This window comes from Nonomuraea sp. AD125B, from assembly GCF_041402765.1.
Taxonomy (GTDB): Bacteria; Actinomycetota; Actinomycetes; order Streptosporangiales; family Streptosporangiaceae; genus Nonomuraea; species Nonomuraea bangladeshensis.
Genome location: NZ_JBGLOU010000009.1, coordinates 397,173 through 411,525, shown reverse-complemented (window position 1 = coordinate 411,525; position 14,353 = coordinate 397,173). Strand labels below are relative to the sequence as shown.

General features: G+C 72.5%; 14 protein-coding genes. 7 read left to right on the top strand and 7 right to left on the bottom strand.

Annotated features, from left to right (window positions below):
* On the bottom strand, window positions 1-1,110 hold a 1,110-nt coding region (gene ald, locus ACBR40_RS25615; protein ID WP_371250373.1), incomplete at its 3' end, for an alanine dehydrogenase.
* 119 nt (window positions 1,111-1,229) lie between these two features.
* Between ald and ACBR40_RS25610 the strand changes: the two genes are divergently transcribed.
* Window positions 1,230-2,159, top strand: a complete 930-nt coding sequence (locus ACBR40_RS25610; RefSeq protein WP_371250372.1) for an excalibur calcium-binding domain-containing protein — start codon at window positions 1,230-1,232, stop codon at window positions 2,157-2,159.
* Here the strand turns inward: ACBR40_RS25610 and ACBR40_RS25605 are convergent, their stop codons facing one another.
* From ACBR40_RS25605 to ACBR40_RS25595, 3 genes are read right to left on the bottom strand one after another with little or no spacing between them, the layout of a single operon-like run.
* On the bottom strand, window positions 2,160-3,539 hold the full coding sequence (locus ACBR40_RS25605) for an NCS2 family permease (RefSeq protein WP_344214425.1): 1,380 nt from the start codon (window positions 3,537-3,539) through the stop codon (window positions 2,160-2,162).
* A 58-nt stretch (window positions 3,540-3,597) separates the two neighbouring features.
* Window positions 3,598-3,831, bottom strand: a complete 234-nt coding sequence (locus tag ACBR40_RS25600) for an EF-hand domain-containing protein (RefSeq protein WP_344214427.1) — start codon at window positions 3,829-3,831, stop codon at window positions 3,598-3,600.
* Window positions 3,832-3,864: 33 nt separating this feature from the next.
* A complete protein-coding gene (locus ACBR40_RS25595; protein WP_371250371.1) occupies window positions 3,865-5,934 on the bottom strand; it encodes a molybdopterin cofactor-binding domain-containing protein in 2,070 nt (689 codons plus the stop codon).
* Between the two features lie 94 nt (window positions 5,935-6,028).
* Here ACBR40_RS25595 and ACBR40_RS25590 point away from each other — a divergent pair, with 94 nt between their 5' ends.
* From ACBR40_RS25590 to ACBR40_RS25570, 5 genes are all read left to right on the top strand, one after another.
* Window positions 6,029-7,522 carry a PucR family transcriptional regulator gene (locus ACBR40_RS25590; RefSeq protein WP_371250370.1) on the top strand — a complete coding sequence of 498 codons (1,494 nt, stop codon included), beginning with the start codon at window positions 6,029-6,031 and terminating at the stop codon, window positions 7,520-7,522.
* 259 nt (window positions 7,523-7,781) lie between these two features.
* Window positions 7,782-9,125, top strand: a complete 1,344-nt coding sequence (locus ACBR40_RS25585) for a helix-turn-helix domain-containing protein (RefSeq protein WP_371250380.1) — start codon at window positions 7,782-7,784, stop codon at window positions 9,123-9,125.
* Window positions 9,126-9,169: 44 nt separating this feature from the next.
* Entirely contained in the window at window positions 9,170-9,784 is a 615-nt protein-coding gene (locus ACBR40_RS25580) for a copper resistance protein CopC (protein ID WP_371250369.1), read from the top strand.
* Window positions 9,781-11,754, top strand: a complete 1,974-nt coding sequence (locus ACBR40_RS25575) for a cytochrome c oxidase assembly protein (protein ID WP_371250368.1) — start codon at window positions 9,781-9,783, stop codon at window positions 11,752-11,754. Before ACBR40_RS25580 ends, ACBR40_RS25575 begins: the two co-directional genes overlap by 4 nt.
* Window positions 11,755-11,948: 194 nt before the next feature.
* Window positions 11,949-12,362: a sensor histidine kinase gene (locus ACBR40_RS25570; RefSeq protein WP_371250367.1), complete on the top strand. Its 414-nt coding sequence runs from the start codon at window positions 11,949-11,951 to the stop codon at window positions 12,360-12,362.
* Window positions 12,363-12,367: 5 nt separating this feature from the next.
* Here ACBR40_RS25570 and map read toward each other — a convergent pair whose 3' ends face one another.
* A complete protein-coding gene (gene map / locus ACBR40_RS25565) occupies window positions 12,368-13,216 on the bottom strand; it encodes a type I methionyl aminopeptidase (RefSeq protein ID WP_344214440.1) in 849 nt (282 codons plus the stop codon).
* 5 nt (window positions 13,217-13,221) lie between these two features.
* On the opposite strand from map, the gene ACBR40_RS25560 reads away from it, so the two are divergent.
* Complete coding sequence (locus ACBR40_RS25560) at window positions 13,222-13,425, top strand: hypothetical protein (RefSeq protein ID WP_344214442.1); 204 nt, start codon at window positions 13,222-13,224, stop codon at window positions 13,423-13,425.
* An 11-nt stretch (window positions 13,426-13,436) separates the two neighbouring features.
* Here the strand turns inward: ACBR40_RS25560 and ACBR40_RS25555 are convergent, their stop codons facing one another.
* Both ACBR40_RS25555 and ACBR40_RS25550 read right to left on the bottom strand, forming a co-directional pair.
* On the bottom strand, window positions 13,437-14,081 hold the full coding sequence (locus ACBR40_RS25555; RefSeq protein WP_371250366.1) for a cyclase family protein: 645 nt from the start codon (window positions 14,079-14,081) through the stop codon (window positions 13,437-13,439).
* Window positions 14,078-14,329: a hypothetical protein gene (locus tag ACBR40_RS25550; RefSeq protein ID WP_371250365.1), complete on the bottom strand. Its 252-nt coding sequence runs from the start codon at window positions 14,327-14,329 to the stop codon at window positions 14,078-14,080. Before ACBR40_RS25550 ends, ACBR40_RS25555 begins: the two co-directional genes overlap by 4 nt.
* Window positions 14,330-14,353 lie beyond the last annotated feature (24 nt).

Sequence of the window (14,353 nt, the reverse complement as noted above, 5' to 3'; positions counted from 1 at the left end):
GAGCCCGTCCCGGGCCGGCGTCCATTCCAGCTCGTGCGCCTCGGCCACGGGCTCGCTGGTCAGCTGCCCCTCGTGCGTGCTCAGGCCGCGGGCCAGCGCCGGGTCCTCGCGCATGGCCCGCCGCCAGCCGAGGTCGGCGATGGCCAGCGCGTACGGCAACGTGACGTTGGTCAGCGCGAACGTCGAGGTGTGCGGCACCGCCCCCGGCATGTTGGCCACGCAGTAGAACAGCGACCGGTGCACCCGGTAGGTCGGCTCCTCGTGCGTCGTCGGCCGGGAGTCCTCGAAGCAGCCGCCCTGGTCGATCGAGATGTCCACCAGCACCGAGCCCGGCTTCATCCGCGCGACCAGGTCGTTGGTCACCAGCTTGGGCGCCTTCGCGCCGGGCACCAGCACCGCGCCGATCACCAGGTCGGCCTCCGTCACCGCCCGCTCGATCTCCAGCGTGTTCGACGCGACCGTCTGGCAGTGACCCTGGTAGATGAGGTCGGCCTGGCGCAGCTTGTCGATGTTGCTGTCCAGCAGCAGCACCTCGGCCTGCATGCCGAGGGCGATGGCGGCGGCGTTCATGCCGGACACGCCCGCCCCGATGACGACGACGTGCGCCGCGTGCACGCCGGACACGCCGCCCATCAGCACGCCCCGGCCGCCCGCCGAGCGCATCAGGTGGTAGGCGCCGACCTGCGGCGCCAGCCGGCCCGCGACCTCCGACATGGGGGCCAGCAGCGGCAGCGCGCCGTTCGCGGTCTGGACGGTCTCGTACGCGACCGCCGTGCACCCCGAGTCCAGGAGCGCCCGCGTGCACGGCCGGGAGGCGGCCAGGTGGAGGTAGGTGAACAGCACCAGGCCCTTGCGCAGCCGGTGGTACTCCTCGGCGACCGGCTCCTTGACCTTCAGCACCAGGTCGGCCGCGCCCCACACCTCGTCGGCCTCCGGGACGATGACCGCGCCCGCCGCGGCGAAGTCGGCGTCGGGGATCGCCGACCCCTCGCCGGCGCCGCGCTCGACGTGGACCTGGTGGCCGTGGCGGACGAACTCGTGCACGCCCGCCGGCGTCAGCGCCACCCGGTATTCGCTGTTCTTGACCTCTACGGGAACACCGATCTTCATCGATCGCCTTCCGTCCGCGCCGATTTTGCGGTCAATCCGCGATCCGTCATGATTACCTTGCCCCGGCCGGTCCTCGATAGGCTCTCCGCGGCCCGAACGTCAGGATGGGAACGTCATCGATGGACAAGCCGGAAGCGCAGCCCCCCGCGGATCCGGAGGAGCCGCAGGCCAGCAGACTCACCACCATCGTGCTGATCGTCTCGCTCGTGCTGGTGGTGCTCGTGGCCGGCGTGCTCGGCACCGTCGCGGTCCTGATGACCAAGAACCCCGACCAGCCGCTGCTCGGCGGCGCCCCGCCGGTCAGGCTGGCGGTGCCGCTGCACTTCGCCCCGGTCAAGGACACCAAGCCCGCGCCGTGCCCGGGCGAGCAGGCCGTGCTCGACGAGGAGCAGCGCACCTGCTACCTCCTTGAGGACGGCGTCACCGTCCTGTCGGTGCAGCGCATCGAGCCGATCAGGGAGAAGGACGGCCAATACTCCGTCCGCATCGCCGTCGCCGCCGGGTTCAAGGACAAGCTGGTCGAGCTCGTCGACGAGCTGGAGCCCGACCAGCGGCAGCTCGCCGTCGTGCTCGCCCCCGCCGAGCCGGAGCAGCCCAAGACGGTGGTGGCCGCGCCCGTCGTGACCGAGCCGATGAACGGCGACAGCCTGCGCATCGCCGGGTTCACCAAGGAGGAGGCCGACGCCCTGACCGCGCGGCTGCTCGGCCCGTCCGCGGGCGCCTCGCCCGCCGCCTCCCCGCCGGGCACCGACCCCGGCACCGACCCTGGCACCGGCACGAACCCCGGGACCGACCCCGGCGCGACCCCGCCGACCACTCCGCCCGCGACCCCGCCCGCCTCGTCGGGGACGCAGCCGGGCGCCGCGACCTCTCCCGGCGTCACGAGCCCCGCCTCCGGCACCGGCGGCGAGGACCCGCGCTACGCCTCCTGCAAGGAGGCCGTGGCGCACGGCTACGGCCCCTACTCCAAGGACTCCCACGCGGAATACTTCTGGTATCCCGACACCGACCGCAACGGCGTCGCCTGCAACAGCGGCGACCTGGGCTGATCAGGCGAAAAGCCGCTCCAGCCAGTCGATCGCGAAGTAGGCGAGGAACACCAGCGACACCACCCACAGCAGCCACGGGATCTCGGCGAACCGGCCCCTGGCCGCCTTGATCAGGGTGTAGGAGATGACGCCCGCGCCGACCCCGTTGGTGATCGAGTACGTGAACGGCATCAGCGCGATGGTGAGGAACGCCGGGATGGCGACGTCCACGTCCTGCCAGGGCACGTTCCTGCTCTGCATCATCATCAGCGCCCCGACCAGCACCAGCGCGGGAGCGGCGGCCGCGGCGGGCACCACGCCGGCGAGCGGCGTGAACAGCAGCGTCAGCCCGAGCAGCGCCCCGGTCGCCACGCTGGCCAGGCCGGTGCGCGCGCCCTCGCCGACGCCCGCCGCCGACTCCACGAACACGGTGTTCGCCGAGGCGCTGACCGAGCCGCCCACCATGCCGGCGACCCCGTCCACGGTCAGGATGCGGCCGAGCCGCGGCACCTGGCCGGCCCGGTCCACCAGGCCGGCCTCGTCGCTGACGCCGATGATGGTGCCCATCGCGTCGAAGAAGCCCGACAGGACGAGCGTGAACAGCACGACGGCCGCGCTCAGCGCCCCCGCCCTGGCGAACCCGCCGAACAGGTCGAACTGCCCCACCAGCCCGAAGTCCGGCGCGGCGACCAGCGACTCGGGCACCCGCGGCGTCACCACGCCCCACGACCGGGGATCGACGGTGGCCACGGAGTTCACCAGGACCGACAGGGCCGCGGTCACCACGATGCTGATGAGGATGGCGGCCGGGGTGCGGCGGGCGTACAGGGCGATCATCAGCAGCAGGCCGAAGCAGAACATCACGACCGGCCAGCCCGTCAGATGGCCGGTGGCGCCGAGCTGCACGGGCGTGCCCGAGCCCGTGGCCACGAACCCGGCGTCCACCAGGCCGATGAGCGCGACGAACAGCCCGATGCCGACGCTGATGGCGTGCTTGAGCGCGAGCGGGATGGCGTTCATGATCAGGGTGCGCAGACCGGTCACGGCCAGCAGGATGATCACGAAGCCGCCGAGCACCACCAGGCCCATCGCCTCGCGCCACGTCATGTGGGGGGCGGCCTGGTAGGCGACGACCGCGTTGAGCCCCAGCCCGGCGGCCAGGCCGAAGGGCGCGTTGCCGACGAACGCCATGAGCAGCGTCGAGATCGCCGCCGCCAGCGCGGTGCTGGTGGTCAGCTGCACGATGGAGAGCTGGGCGCCCGTGACGTCCTTCGCCCCGGCCAGGATGATCGGGTTGAGCAGGATGATGTACGCCATGGCCATGAAGGTGGTGATCCCGCCACGCACCTCGCGGCCGACCGTGGTCTCGCGCCGGGTCAGCTCGAAGAGCCGGTCGAGCACGCCTTCCCCCCTTTGTGATCAGGGGGAGTGCCCGTTGCCTACCCGGCTCCGGACCAGATCACGCCTTCTCGTGCCTGCCGTGGCCGACCAGCCCGACGAACTCCTCCAGGCCGATCGTGCCGTCGCCGTCGCGGTCGGCGGAGCTGATGAACGCCTCGATCTCGCTCTCGGTCGCGCCCTGCCCGCCCAGCGCCTCGTTGGCGCTGCGGATCTCTTCGGCGGTCAGCAGACCGTCGCCGTCGGTGTCGAACCGGCGGAACTCGGCCTCGGCGGCCTCGCGCGCGCTCGTCATCACGTACCTCCCCGTCAGACCCGACCCTTCGCGTCAGGCCCCCTTTTCGTCAGACAAGGCGATATCTTCCGGCCTGATCGGAACGCGCGTCAACCGGAGCCCGGTCGCCGCCCGCACGGCCGCCGCGACGGCCGGGGTCGAGGACAGGGTCGGGGGCTCGCCCGCGCCACGCAGCCCGTACGGAGCCGCCGGGTCCGGATTTTCCAGGATTTTCAGTTGCATGGGCGGCATGTCGAGGATCGTGGGGATGAGGTAGTCGGTGAACGACGGATTGGCCACCACGCCGTCCCGTACCCGGATCTCCTCCATCAGCGCCAGCCCGAGCCCCTGCGCCGAGCCGCCGTGGATCTGGCCCTCCAGCGCCTGCGGGTTGAGCACCCGGCCGACGTCCTGCACCGCCGCCAGCTCCACGACCTTGACCAGGCCCAGCTCCACGTCCACGTCCACCACGGCCCGATGCACGCACAGCGCGAGCTGCGTGTGCGAGTCGCCCTGCCCGGTCACCGGGTCCATCGGGTACGTCGGCCGGTGCCGGTACTCGCGGGTCTCCTCGATCGGCCCGTACCGCTCCAGCGCCTCCCGCGCGGGCAGCCCGCCGAACCGCGCGCGCACGGCCTCGCAGGCCGCCCGCACCGCGCCGCCGGTCACGTACGACTGCCGCGACGCCGACGACGACCCCGCCGAGCCCACCGAGGTGTCCGCCGTCGCCACCGTGACGTCGGCGATGCCCAGCTCCGTCCGGGCGATCTGGGCCTGCACCGTCACCAGCCCCTGGCCCACCTCGGCGGCCGCGGTGTGCACGGTCACGTGCGGCTCGCCGTTCACCAGCTCGGCGCGCACCCGGGCCGTCGAGTAGTCGTCGAAGCCCTCGGAGAAGCAGATGTTCTTGATCCCGACCCCGTAGCCGACGCCGCGCCGCACCGACTCGCCGTGCGTCGTCTGGGACACCCCGCCCGGCAGCGCCCGCAGGTCCCCGTCCTGCCGCCCGCCGGGCAGCGGCATGGCCTCCAGGTCGCGCAGCATGTCCGCCAGCGGCGCGGGGGAGTCGATGAGCTGGCCGGTGATGAGCCGCGAGCCCCGCGTCACCGCGTTGCGCACCCGGATCTCCACCGGCGACAGCCCGCACGCCTCGGCCAGCCGGTCCATCTGCGACTCGTAGGCGTAGCACGCCTGCACCGCGCCGAAGCCGCGCATCGCGCCGCACGGCGGGTTGTTGGTGTAGACGCCGGTCGCGACGACGTCCACGTTCGGCACCTCGTACGGGCCCACGCCCAGCGAGGCCGCGTTGCCCACCACGGCGGGGGAGGAGGAGCAGTACGCGCCGCCGTCCAGCAGGATGTCCGCCTTGACGTAGACGAGCCGGCCGTCCCTGGTCGCGCCGTGCTCGTAGCGCATCCGGGCCGGATGGCGGTGCACGTGCCCGAAGAACGACTCCTCGCGGCCGTAGCTCATCTTGACCGGGCGGCCGAGGCGCAGCGCCAGCATGCAGGCGTGCACCTGCATCGACAGGTCCTCGCGGGCGCCGAAGGCGCCGCCCACGCCCGACAGCGTCAGCCGTACCTTCTCCGGCGGCAGGCCCAGGCAGGGGGCGAGCTGGTCGCGGTCCACGTGCAGCCACTGCGTGGCGACGAACAGGTCCACGCCGCCGTCCTCGGCCGGGATCGCCAGGCCCGCCTCCGGGCCGAGGAACGCCTGGTCCTGCATGCCGACCTCGTACTCGACCATGATCGCCGCGGCCGCCCGGCGTGCCGTCTCGGGATGGTCGGCGGCCACCAGCGCCACCGGCTCCCCCTGGTAGCGCACCTGGTCGACGGCCAGCACCGGCTGGTCCTTGTGGTCCAGGCCGTAGAACTTCTCGCCGGGGACGTCCTCGTGGGTGAGCACCGCGTGCACGCCGGCGATCTTCAGCGCGGGGCCGGCGTCGATCGAGCGGATCCACGCCGACGGGTGCGGGCTGCGCAGCGTCGCGCCCCACGCCATGCCGTCGATCCACAGGTCGGAGGCGTAGGCGAACTCGCCCGTCACCTTCAGCGTGGCGTCCGGCCGCCTGGCGCTCTCGCCCACCCCGCTCAGCGTCGTGTACGTGTCCGCCGTGTCCGTCATTCTCCGAGTAGAGCACCGTCGCCGTGCCGGGTCCTATGCACACTGCTGAAATCCCGGTCAAAGCCTGTAACAACCGGCTTGTATATTCCTCCAAGTGCGGATCCGTGACCTGCTGGACATTCCCGGCCTGCGGCTGAGGCTGCTGACCGGCGACCCCGACCGCGAGTTCGCCACGGTGCACATCACCGACCTGCCCGAGCCGGGGCGCTACCTGTCGGGCGGCGAGCTGGTGCTGACCGGGCTCATGTGGCGGCAGGCGCCGGAGGACTCCGCGCGGTTCGTGACCACCCTCGCCGAGGCCGGGGTCGCCGCCGTCGGCGCGGGCGCCGCCCTGCTCGGGCACGTGCCCGACGACCTCGTGTCCGCCTGCGCGGCCGCCGGGCTGCCGCTGCTGGAGGTGCCGACCGAGGTCTCCTTCCGCACCCTCACCGAGCTCGCCGCGCCCCGCCCGTCCGGCGACGTACGGGCCGCGCTCGGCCGGCACCGCAGGCTCGTCGCGGCCGTCGCCGAGGGCGCGGACCTGCGTGAGCTGTTCGAGGTGGCCGCCGCCGAGCTGGGCGTCACCGGCGCCGTCGTGACCGCGTCAGGGCACGTCGTCGTGGGGACGGTGGCCGAGCCCGAGGAGGTCGCGCGGGCGTACCTGACCGCGCCGCGGCTGCCCGCCCGCGCCCACGGCCGCACGATCTTCGCGGTGGGCCGCGGTCACCGCGCCGCCGGCTGGGCGCTGGCCCTCGACGGCGACCTGCTCGACCGCGCCGACCTCGGCTACGAGCTGGCCGCCTGCGTCGGGCTCGAACGCATGCGCGTGGAGGAGGGCCGCCGGGTGGAGCGGCGGCTCGCCGAGCAGCTCGTCGTGGCCGCGCTCGCCGGGGCCGACGCGGCCGAGCTCAACGCCCGGCTGCGGACCTGCGGGGTCGGCGCGGCGGAGCCGTACGCGGTGGTGGACGTCACGGCGCCCCGCCCCGGCGCCACCCGCGGACCCGACCCCGCCACCCTCGGCGGGCAGGTCGTGGAGGAGTTGCTGGGACGCGAGGTCGTCGCGGCGGCCGGGGCCGACGGAGCGGTGGCCGTGGTGCCGTTGCGCGGAGGCACCGCCGACGAGCTGGCCGCCCGGCTGCGCGCCGCGGCCGGCGTGCTGTCGGCGCTGCCTGACACGCGGGTGTGCGCGGGGCTCAGCGGGGCGCTCACGGGGGCGGCGGCGCTGAAGGGCGGCGTCGAGGAGGCCGGGCACGCCCGCCGGCTGGCCGAGGCGCGCGGCGGCGGCGTGGTGACCAGTGACGAGATCTACACCCATGCGTTGCTGCTGGCCACCGTGCCGGCCGAGGTGCGCCGCTCCTTCGCCGACCGGCTGCTGTCGTCGCTGCTCGACTATGACCGCCGCCACCAGTCGGAGCTGGTGCGTACGCTCGGCGTCTTCCTGGACTGCGCCGGCTCGTGGAACGCCTGCGCCGAACGGCTCCACGTGCACGTCAACACGGTCCGCTACCGGGTGCGCAGGATCGAGGAGCTGACCGGCAGGAACCTGGCCACGATGGCCGACCGGGTCGATTTCTACCTCGCCCTGCGCGACACCGCCCCACCCCGGTAGCGGGGGGAGGAGCGGGACGGCAGAGGGAACGCGACGGGACGACGCCGGCTCCTGCGGAGGAGCAGGCCCGCGAGCGCGGTGCGGTTTTCGTGCTCGGAAGACTCGCGCGCCCCCTCGTGCCGGTTCAGCTCAACAGCAGTAGATCTCGTATGCAGAACTGATGGAAGACGTGTCGGCACTTGCGGCCGTAACATTGCTTCCAATGGTCACCACGACAGCGATCGCAGTGACCAGGGCGGACAGGGCAATGCGCATACGCATGGGGGTTCTCCCTCGCCTATGTAGTTGCTTGGACATATCTTCTCAGGGAGCGACGACTGTGACCACATCTGACCTAGTCGGACTCCGCATCAAGACGGTTAGGCGACAACGCGGCCTGTCGCAGGCACAGTTGGCGCATCCCGAGCTGTCGGACAGTTACGTCTCGTTGATCGAGAGTGGAAAGCGTACCCCGACGCCCGCCGTCCTGGAGCTGCTGGCCCAGAAACTTGACTGCTCGCTGTCCTATCTGATCAACGGCGTCACCGCCGAGCAGATGGAGGACATCGAGCTCGCCCTCGGCTACGCGCGGCTCGCGCTCGAGAACGGCGAAGTCACCGAGGCCCGCAACCGTTTCGCGGAGCTGCTGGCCAACAACAACCTGACAGGGCTCACCTCGCTGCGTCAAGAGGCGGAGTTCGGGCTGGCGCTCGCCACGGAGGCCTGCGGCGACCTCGCCGAGGCCGCCTCGATCCTGCTCAGGCTGCAGGAGAGCGAGCTCCCCGCCGACCGGCGCGTCGAGGTCACGATGGTGCTCTGCCGGGTCTACCGGGAGAGTGAGCAGCTCACCAAGGCCGTCGAGGTGGGCGAGCGGATGCTGCTCGGCAGCGCCCGTCAGCCCTGGGCCGACGGGCTGGTCGAGCTGGGCGCCACGCTGCTGGCCGCCTACATCGAGCGCGGCGACCTGCTGCGCGCCCGCCAGTTCGCGGCCGAGCTGCTCAACGCCGCCGACGCGCTCGGCACGCCGCGCGCGATCGTCGCCGCCAACTGGAACGCCTCCAGCGCCGCCTACCTCACCGGCCACCTGGAGGAGGCCCTGTCCCTCGCCGAGCGGGCCCTGGCGGTGCAGCTGGAGCACGGCAGCCCGCGCAACGTCGCCCGCATGCGGGGGTCGTTCCTGCGCAAGCGGCTCACGGCCAGGCCCGCCGAGGCCGCGGACGTGCGCGAGGCGCTGCGCGCGACGCTGGAGGAGTTCGAGCAGACCTCGACGAGCACCTTCGACCGCTGCCACCTCACCCTCGACCTGGCCATGGCCGACTACCTGTGCGGCGACTACGCCGCGGCCGCCGAGCACGCCAGGCTGGGCAGGGACCTGCTGCCGGAGTTCGGGCACGTGCTCGGCGCCGAGGCGGGCCTGCTGCTCGGCCGGGCCTACGGCGCGGTCGGCCGCTCGGAGGAGGCGGCCGAGCACGTGGCGTCCGTGCGCGACTGGCTGACGCCGCTGCCCGACTCCCGCCGCTCCGCCTCCACCTGGTTCGCCACCGCGGCCACCATGGAGGAGCTGGGCGACGAGGAGGGCGCGGTGGAGGCCTACCAGCGGGCGCTCGCCTGCGTGGGGCTGTAGCGGGGTCCGGACCGGGCGGTGGCGTCGGTAGCCTGGGGGGTGCCATGAAGACTTCCCCGATCGCGGCCCTCACCGCGATACTCGCCGCCCTGCTCGCGTCCGGACTGCTCGTGGCCGGCACGGCCGCCCCGGCGCTGGCGCACGACTCGCTGAAGAGCAGCTCCCCTGCCAAGGGAGCCGAGGTCGAGTCCCTCGACGAGGTCCGGCTGGAGTTCAGCGCCCGGGTCCGTCTGCCGTTCGTCGTGCTCAACGGGCCCGGCGGCGCCCAATACCAGGCCGGCGAGCCGGAGCAGGACGGCGCGGTGGTCCGGCAGGCGGTCAAGCCGTCGCTGCCGGGTGGCAAATACACCATCGCCTACCGCGTCGTGTCCTCCGACGGGCATCCGATCGAGGGCGAGATCCCGTTCACGCTGAAGGCCCCGGCCGCCGAGGAGACCCCGTCGTCGAGCGCCGAGCCCTCGACGACGGCCTCCTCCGAGGCGGCGGCCCCGCCGGCGTCCGCGCCGGCGTCCTCAGCGGCGGCTCAGGAGCCGGCCGCCGCGCCCGCGGCGGCCGAGGACGGCGGCGGGTCGTTCCCCGTCTGGCTGATCATCGTGATCGGCGCCCTCGTCGGCATCGGCATCGGCTTCCTGCTCAGCGCGCGGAAGAGCAAGCCATGAGCAGGGCGGCGCGGCTCGTCCTCGCGGGCGTGGCGGCCGCGGTCGCCGCCCTCGTCCTCGGCATGATCGCCGGTGGCACGGCCTTCCCCAGGATCATCCCCGGCCTGCCCGACGCCGGCGCGGTGGTCCGGTGGGGCCTGCCCGTCTCCAAGATGCTCATGGACGTCGCCGGCCTGCTCACGGTGGGCCTGCTGCTCATGGCCACCGCGCTGCTGCCCAGCGACAAGGGCATGCTCGGCGCCTCCGCGCTCGAATACGTCAAGGCCGCCTCCTGGGCGGCGCTGACCTGGGCCGGCGCGGCGTTCCTCGCCATCGTCTTCGGCGCCGCCGAGTCCATCGGCCGCACCCTGCCGCAGGTGTTCGACGGCGTCCTGCTCAGCAGCTACGCCACCCAGACCACGCAGGGCGTCGCGCTCACCCTCGTCGTGCTGTTCGCCGTGGCCATCGCGCTGTTCTCGCGCGGGGCGATCACCGCGGGCGCCTCGGCGGGGCTGCTGGCGCTCGCCCTCGTCACGATGCTGCCGCCGCCGCTGACCGGCCACACCTCCTCCTCGCCCAACCACGACCTGGCCACCTCGTCGGTGGCGCTGCACCTGCTGGCGCTCGCCCTGTGGGTGGGCGGCCTGGTCGTGCTGGCCGGCCACGCCCTGCGCCGCGAGCCGCAGCTCGACGTGGCCGCCGCCCGCTTCTCCCGGATGGCGCTCTGGTGCTACGCCGGGGTGGGGCTGTCCGGCGTGTTCGCGCTGGTCGCCAGGCTGGGCGCGCTCTCCGACCTGTGGATCGACGAGTACGGCCTGCTCGCCCTCGCCAAGCTCGTCGCGTTCGTGCTGCTCGGCTACGTCGGCTACTGGCACCGCCAGCGCACCCTCACCCGCCTCCAGGCCGGCGAGCCCGGGGCCTTCGCCCGGCTGGCCGGCGGCGAGACGCTGCTCATGCTCGCCACCGTCGGCCTGGCCGTCGCGCTGTCGCGCACCCCGCCGCCCGACTACAGCATCCCCGCCGACCGCGCCTACGAACTGCTCGGCTTCCCGCTCCCGCCGGAGCTCACGCTCGGCAGGATCTTCAGCCTGTGGTGGCTCGACCTGTTCTTCGCCCTGGTCGCCGCCGTGCTCGCCGGGCTCTACGCGGCCGGCGTCGTACGCCTGCGCCGCCGCGGCGACGCCTGGCCCTGGGGCCGCACCGTGTCCTGGTTCGCCGGGGTGGCGCTGCTGGTGTTCGTCACGCAGAGCGGGCTGGCCCGCTACGCCAAGGTCATGTTCGACATGCACATGATCGAGCACATGACGTTGTCCATGGTCGTGCCCATCTTCCTCGTCCTCGGCGGGCCGATCACGCTCGCGCTGCGCGCGCTCAAGCCCGCCGTAAGGAAGGGCGACCGGGGGCCGCGCGAGTGGATCACCACGATCCTGCACAGCCGCTACACCAAGGTCGTCACGCATCCGGTCGTCGCCACGGTCATCTTCGTCGCCTCGACGTACGCGCTGTACTTCACGCCGCTGTTCGAGTCGGCGATGACCGAGCACCTCGGCCACATCTGGATGACCGTGCACTTCCTCGTCAGCGGCTGCCTGTTCTTCTGGGTGATCATCGGCGTCGACCCTGGCCCCAACCGGCTCCCGCACGTCGGCCGGCTGCTCATGCTCTTCGTCACGATGCCGTTCCACGCCTTCTTCGGCATCGCGCTGATGATGACCGGCTCCGTCATCGCCTCCGGCTGGTACGACCAGCTCGGCCGCACCTGGGGCGACAACCTGCTGCAGACCCAGCAGGACGGCGGCGCCATCGCCTGGGGCTTCGGCGAGATCCCGACGCTCATCGTGCTGCTGGCCATCGCCTTCCAGTGGTACCGCGACGACGACCGGCAGGCCCGCAGGAGCGACCGCCGCGCGGACCGGGGCGCGAGCGACCCCGAGCTCGACTCCTACAACGCCTACCTCGCCCGGCTCAACAAGGCCGACCAGGGCGAGTAGCCGATCGGCCACGGCCCTCTATCTTCCGTTTCACGTCTCTGGACCGCCAGGTAGCCTTGCTCCTGGGGGAGAGGGGCATAACCCTGTCAGCAAGCGGCGCGCAGCCTTGAGGGGGGACGCGCGACCGGGCGGATCGCCGGAGTGGGGGCCGGCGTGGGGTGCCGAGGAAGGCGAAACCAGTGGAAGAGACGCGCATGCGTGGGGGGCAAAGCCTGGCCGAGGCGCTCGAGAGTTACCTCGCCGAGTGGGGGGAGCGGTCGGGGATCGCCGTGGAGATCTGGGCCCTGCCGGCCGGCGAGGTGCCCGCGGGGGTGTGCGCCGGGGTCATGACCGCCATGCGCGAGGCCCTGGACAACGTCGAGCGGCACAGCGGCGCGCGGACCGTCTCGATCGCCGTCACGGCGGGGAGCGGCGGCCTGCGGGTCACGGTGAGCGACGACGGGCGCGGCTTTCACGGGGCGGGCACGGGGCATGCCAAGGGGCGCGCGGCCGGGCAGGGCATCGCCCGCATGCGGGCGGCGTTCGCCGAGGTCGGCGGCAGCCTGTCGGTCAACAGCGTGCCGGGCGAGGGCACCACGGTCACCGGAGTGGTGCCGAGGCGCCCTTAGCGGCATCAGGGGAGGGTGAGGATCTCGCTGCCCGTCTCGGTGACCACGATCGTGTGCTCGAACTGGGCCGTGCGCTTGCGGTCGGCGGTGACCGCCGTCCACTTGTCGGGCCAGATCTCGTATTCGATGGTGCCGAGCGTGAGCATCGGCTCGATCGTGAACGTCATGCCGGGCACCAGCTCCACCCGCAGCGACGGGTCGTCGTAGTGCGGCACCATGAGGCCGGAGTGGAAGGACGCGCCGATGCCGTGGCCGGTGAAGTCGCGCACCACTCCATAGCCGAACCGTTTGGCGTAGGCCTCGATGACGCGGCCCACGACGTTGAGCTGGCGGCCGGGGGCGACGGCCCTGATGGCCCGCATCATGGCCTCGCGGGTGCGCTCGACCAGCAGCCGCGACTCCTCGTCCACCTCGCCGACCAGGAACGTCGCGTCGGTGTCGCCGTGGACGCCGCCGATGTAGGCGGTGATGTCGACGTTGACGATGTCGCCGTCGCGCAGCACCGTGTCGTCGGGGATGCCGTGGCAGATGACCTCGTTGATCGAGGTGCACAGAGACTTCGGGTAGCCCTTGTAGCCGAGCGTGCTGGGGTAGGCGCCGTGGTCGAGAAGGAACTCGTGCCCGACGACGTCGAGCTCGTCGGTGGTGACGCCCGGCCTGACGTGCTTGCCGACCTCTTCGAGAGCCTGCGCGGCGATCCGGCCCGCCACCCGCATCCGCTCGATCATCTCGGGGGTCTTCACGTCGGACTCGCCGGTCTTGGGGCGCTTCTTACCGACGTACTCCGGCCGCTCGATGTGGGCGGGGACCTTTCGCATGGGCGAAACTCGCCCGGGCTGGAGCAGTGTCGTCATGAACTATGAGTCTACGGGGCAGAATTGACCCCGTGAGCGAAGGCCAGTGGTGGTTCTGTCTGAAGCACATGCGGGTCGAGCCCGACCAGGGCTGCCCCAACAAGGACCGGATGGGTCCCTACGCCTCGCAGGAGGAGGCGGCCGGGGCGCTGCAACGCGCCGCCGACCGCAACAAGGCGTGGGACGAGGCGGAGCAGGACGACGACTGATCCGCGGGCGGTCACAGCACCGCGTAGGCCCGTACGGGGAAGGTCCCCATGCCCGCGATCATGGGTGGCGCGGCGTGCAGGCGGAAACCCTCCTCGGGCAGGGCCGCCAGGTTCGTCAGGTGCTCCACCAGCGGGATCCCCGCCCCCAGCAGGATCGTGTGGGCGGGGCGTTCGCCGTGCGGCGGGGTGTCGTCGATGTTGAGCGAGTCGATCCCGACCAGCGCCGCGCCCTGCTCGGCCAGCCAGGCGGCCGACTCCGGCGCCAGGTAGGGGTGGCCGTCGACGTAGGCCTCGGTGCCGAAGTGGCGGTCCCAGCCGGTGTGCACGAGCACGGCCTTGCCGCGCACGTCGAGGCTCCGGTCGACGGTCACCGCGCGGCCCGGCCCCTCTGCCCGCACCACCAGGCCGGGCAGGTCGGCGAGCCGGTCGATCGGCATCGCGGCGAGGTCCTGGCCGTCGGGGTAGCGGTGGAAGGGCGTGTCGACGTACGTGCCGGTGTTGGCGGCCAGGGCGATCGTGGCCATGTGGAACTCGGTGCCCGGGGCGTACACCGCCCGGGAGTCCTCCCTGCTCAGATGGACGCCGATGCGCGGGGCCGGGATGCCGGGGTAGGTCACCAGGCCGTCGTGGACGCGGTGGCTGAGCTCGACGATCATCTCGCGGCACCGACCTTGGCGAGCTTGACGAGGGCGACCACGCCGATGGCGGCCCAGACGAGGTTGAGCCCGGCCGACGGCCAGGCGGCGCTCCAGGCGCTGTTGACCATGAGCCCGACCGCGCCGAAGAGGTTCATGACCTGGTAGGTCAGCCCGTCGCCCTGGATGCGCCCGGACGAGACGAGGGCGTAGGCCGAGAGCAGGACGGCCGCGCCCGCCCAGCCGACGACCGCGAGAAGGAGATCCATGCCAGGATTCTCCTGGGCCCTCGC

Coding starts and splice junctions, on each gene's coding strand:
- ACBR40_RS25580 (WP_371250369.1), top strand. CDS start 9,170: ATGAAGACTTCCCCGATCGCGGCCCTCACCGCGATACTCGCCGCCCTG.
- ACBR40_RS25595 (WP_371250371.1), bottom strand. CDS start 5,934: ATGACGGACACGGCGGACACGTACACGACGCTGAGCGGGGTGGGCGAG.
- ACBR40_RS25560 (WP_344214442.1), top strand. CDS start 13,222: ATGAGTCTACGGGGCAGAATTGACCCCGTGAGCGAAGGCCAGTGGTGG.
- ACBR40_RS25570 (WP_371250367.1), top strand. CDS start 11,949: ATGCGTGGGGGGCAAAGCCTGGCCGAGGCGCTCGAGAGTTACCTCGCC.
- ACBR40_RS25600 (WP_344214427.1), bottom strand. CDS start 3,831: ATGACGAGCGCGCGCGAGGCCGCCGAGGCCGAGTTCCGCCGGTTCGAC.
- map (WP_344214440.1), bottom strand. CDS start 13,216: ATGACGACACTGCTCCAGCCCGGGCGAGTTTCGCCCATGCGAAAGGTC.
- ACBR40_RS25585 (WP_371250380.1), top strand. CDS start 7,782: ATGGGGGTTCTCCCTCGCCTATGTAGTTGCTTGGACATATCTTCTCAG.
- ACBR40_RS25575 (WP_371250368.1), top strand. CDS start 9,781: ATGAGCAGGGCGGCGCGGCTCGTCCTCGCGGGCGTGGCGGCCGCGGTC.
- ACBR40_RS25610 (WP_371250372.1), top strand. CDS start 1,230: ATGGACAAGCCGGAAGCGCAGCCCCCCGCGGATCCGGAGGAGCCGCAG.
- ACBR40_RS25550 (WP_371250365.1), bottom strand. CDS start 14,329: ATGGATCTCCTTCTCGCGGTCGTCGGCTGGGCGGGCGCGGCCGTCCTG.
- ACBR40_RS25555 (WP_371250366.1), bottom strand. CDS start 14,081: ATGATCGTCGAGCTCAGCCACCGCGTCCACGACGGCCTGGTGACCTAC.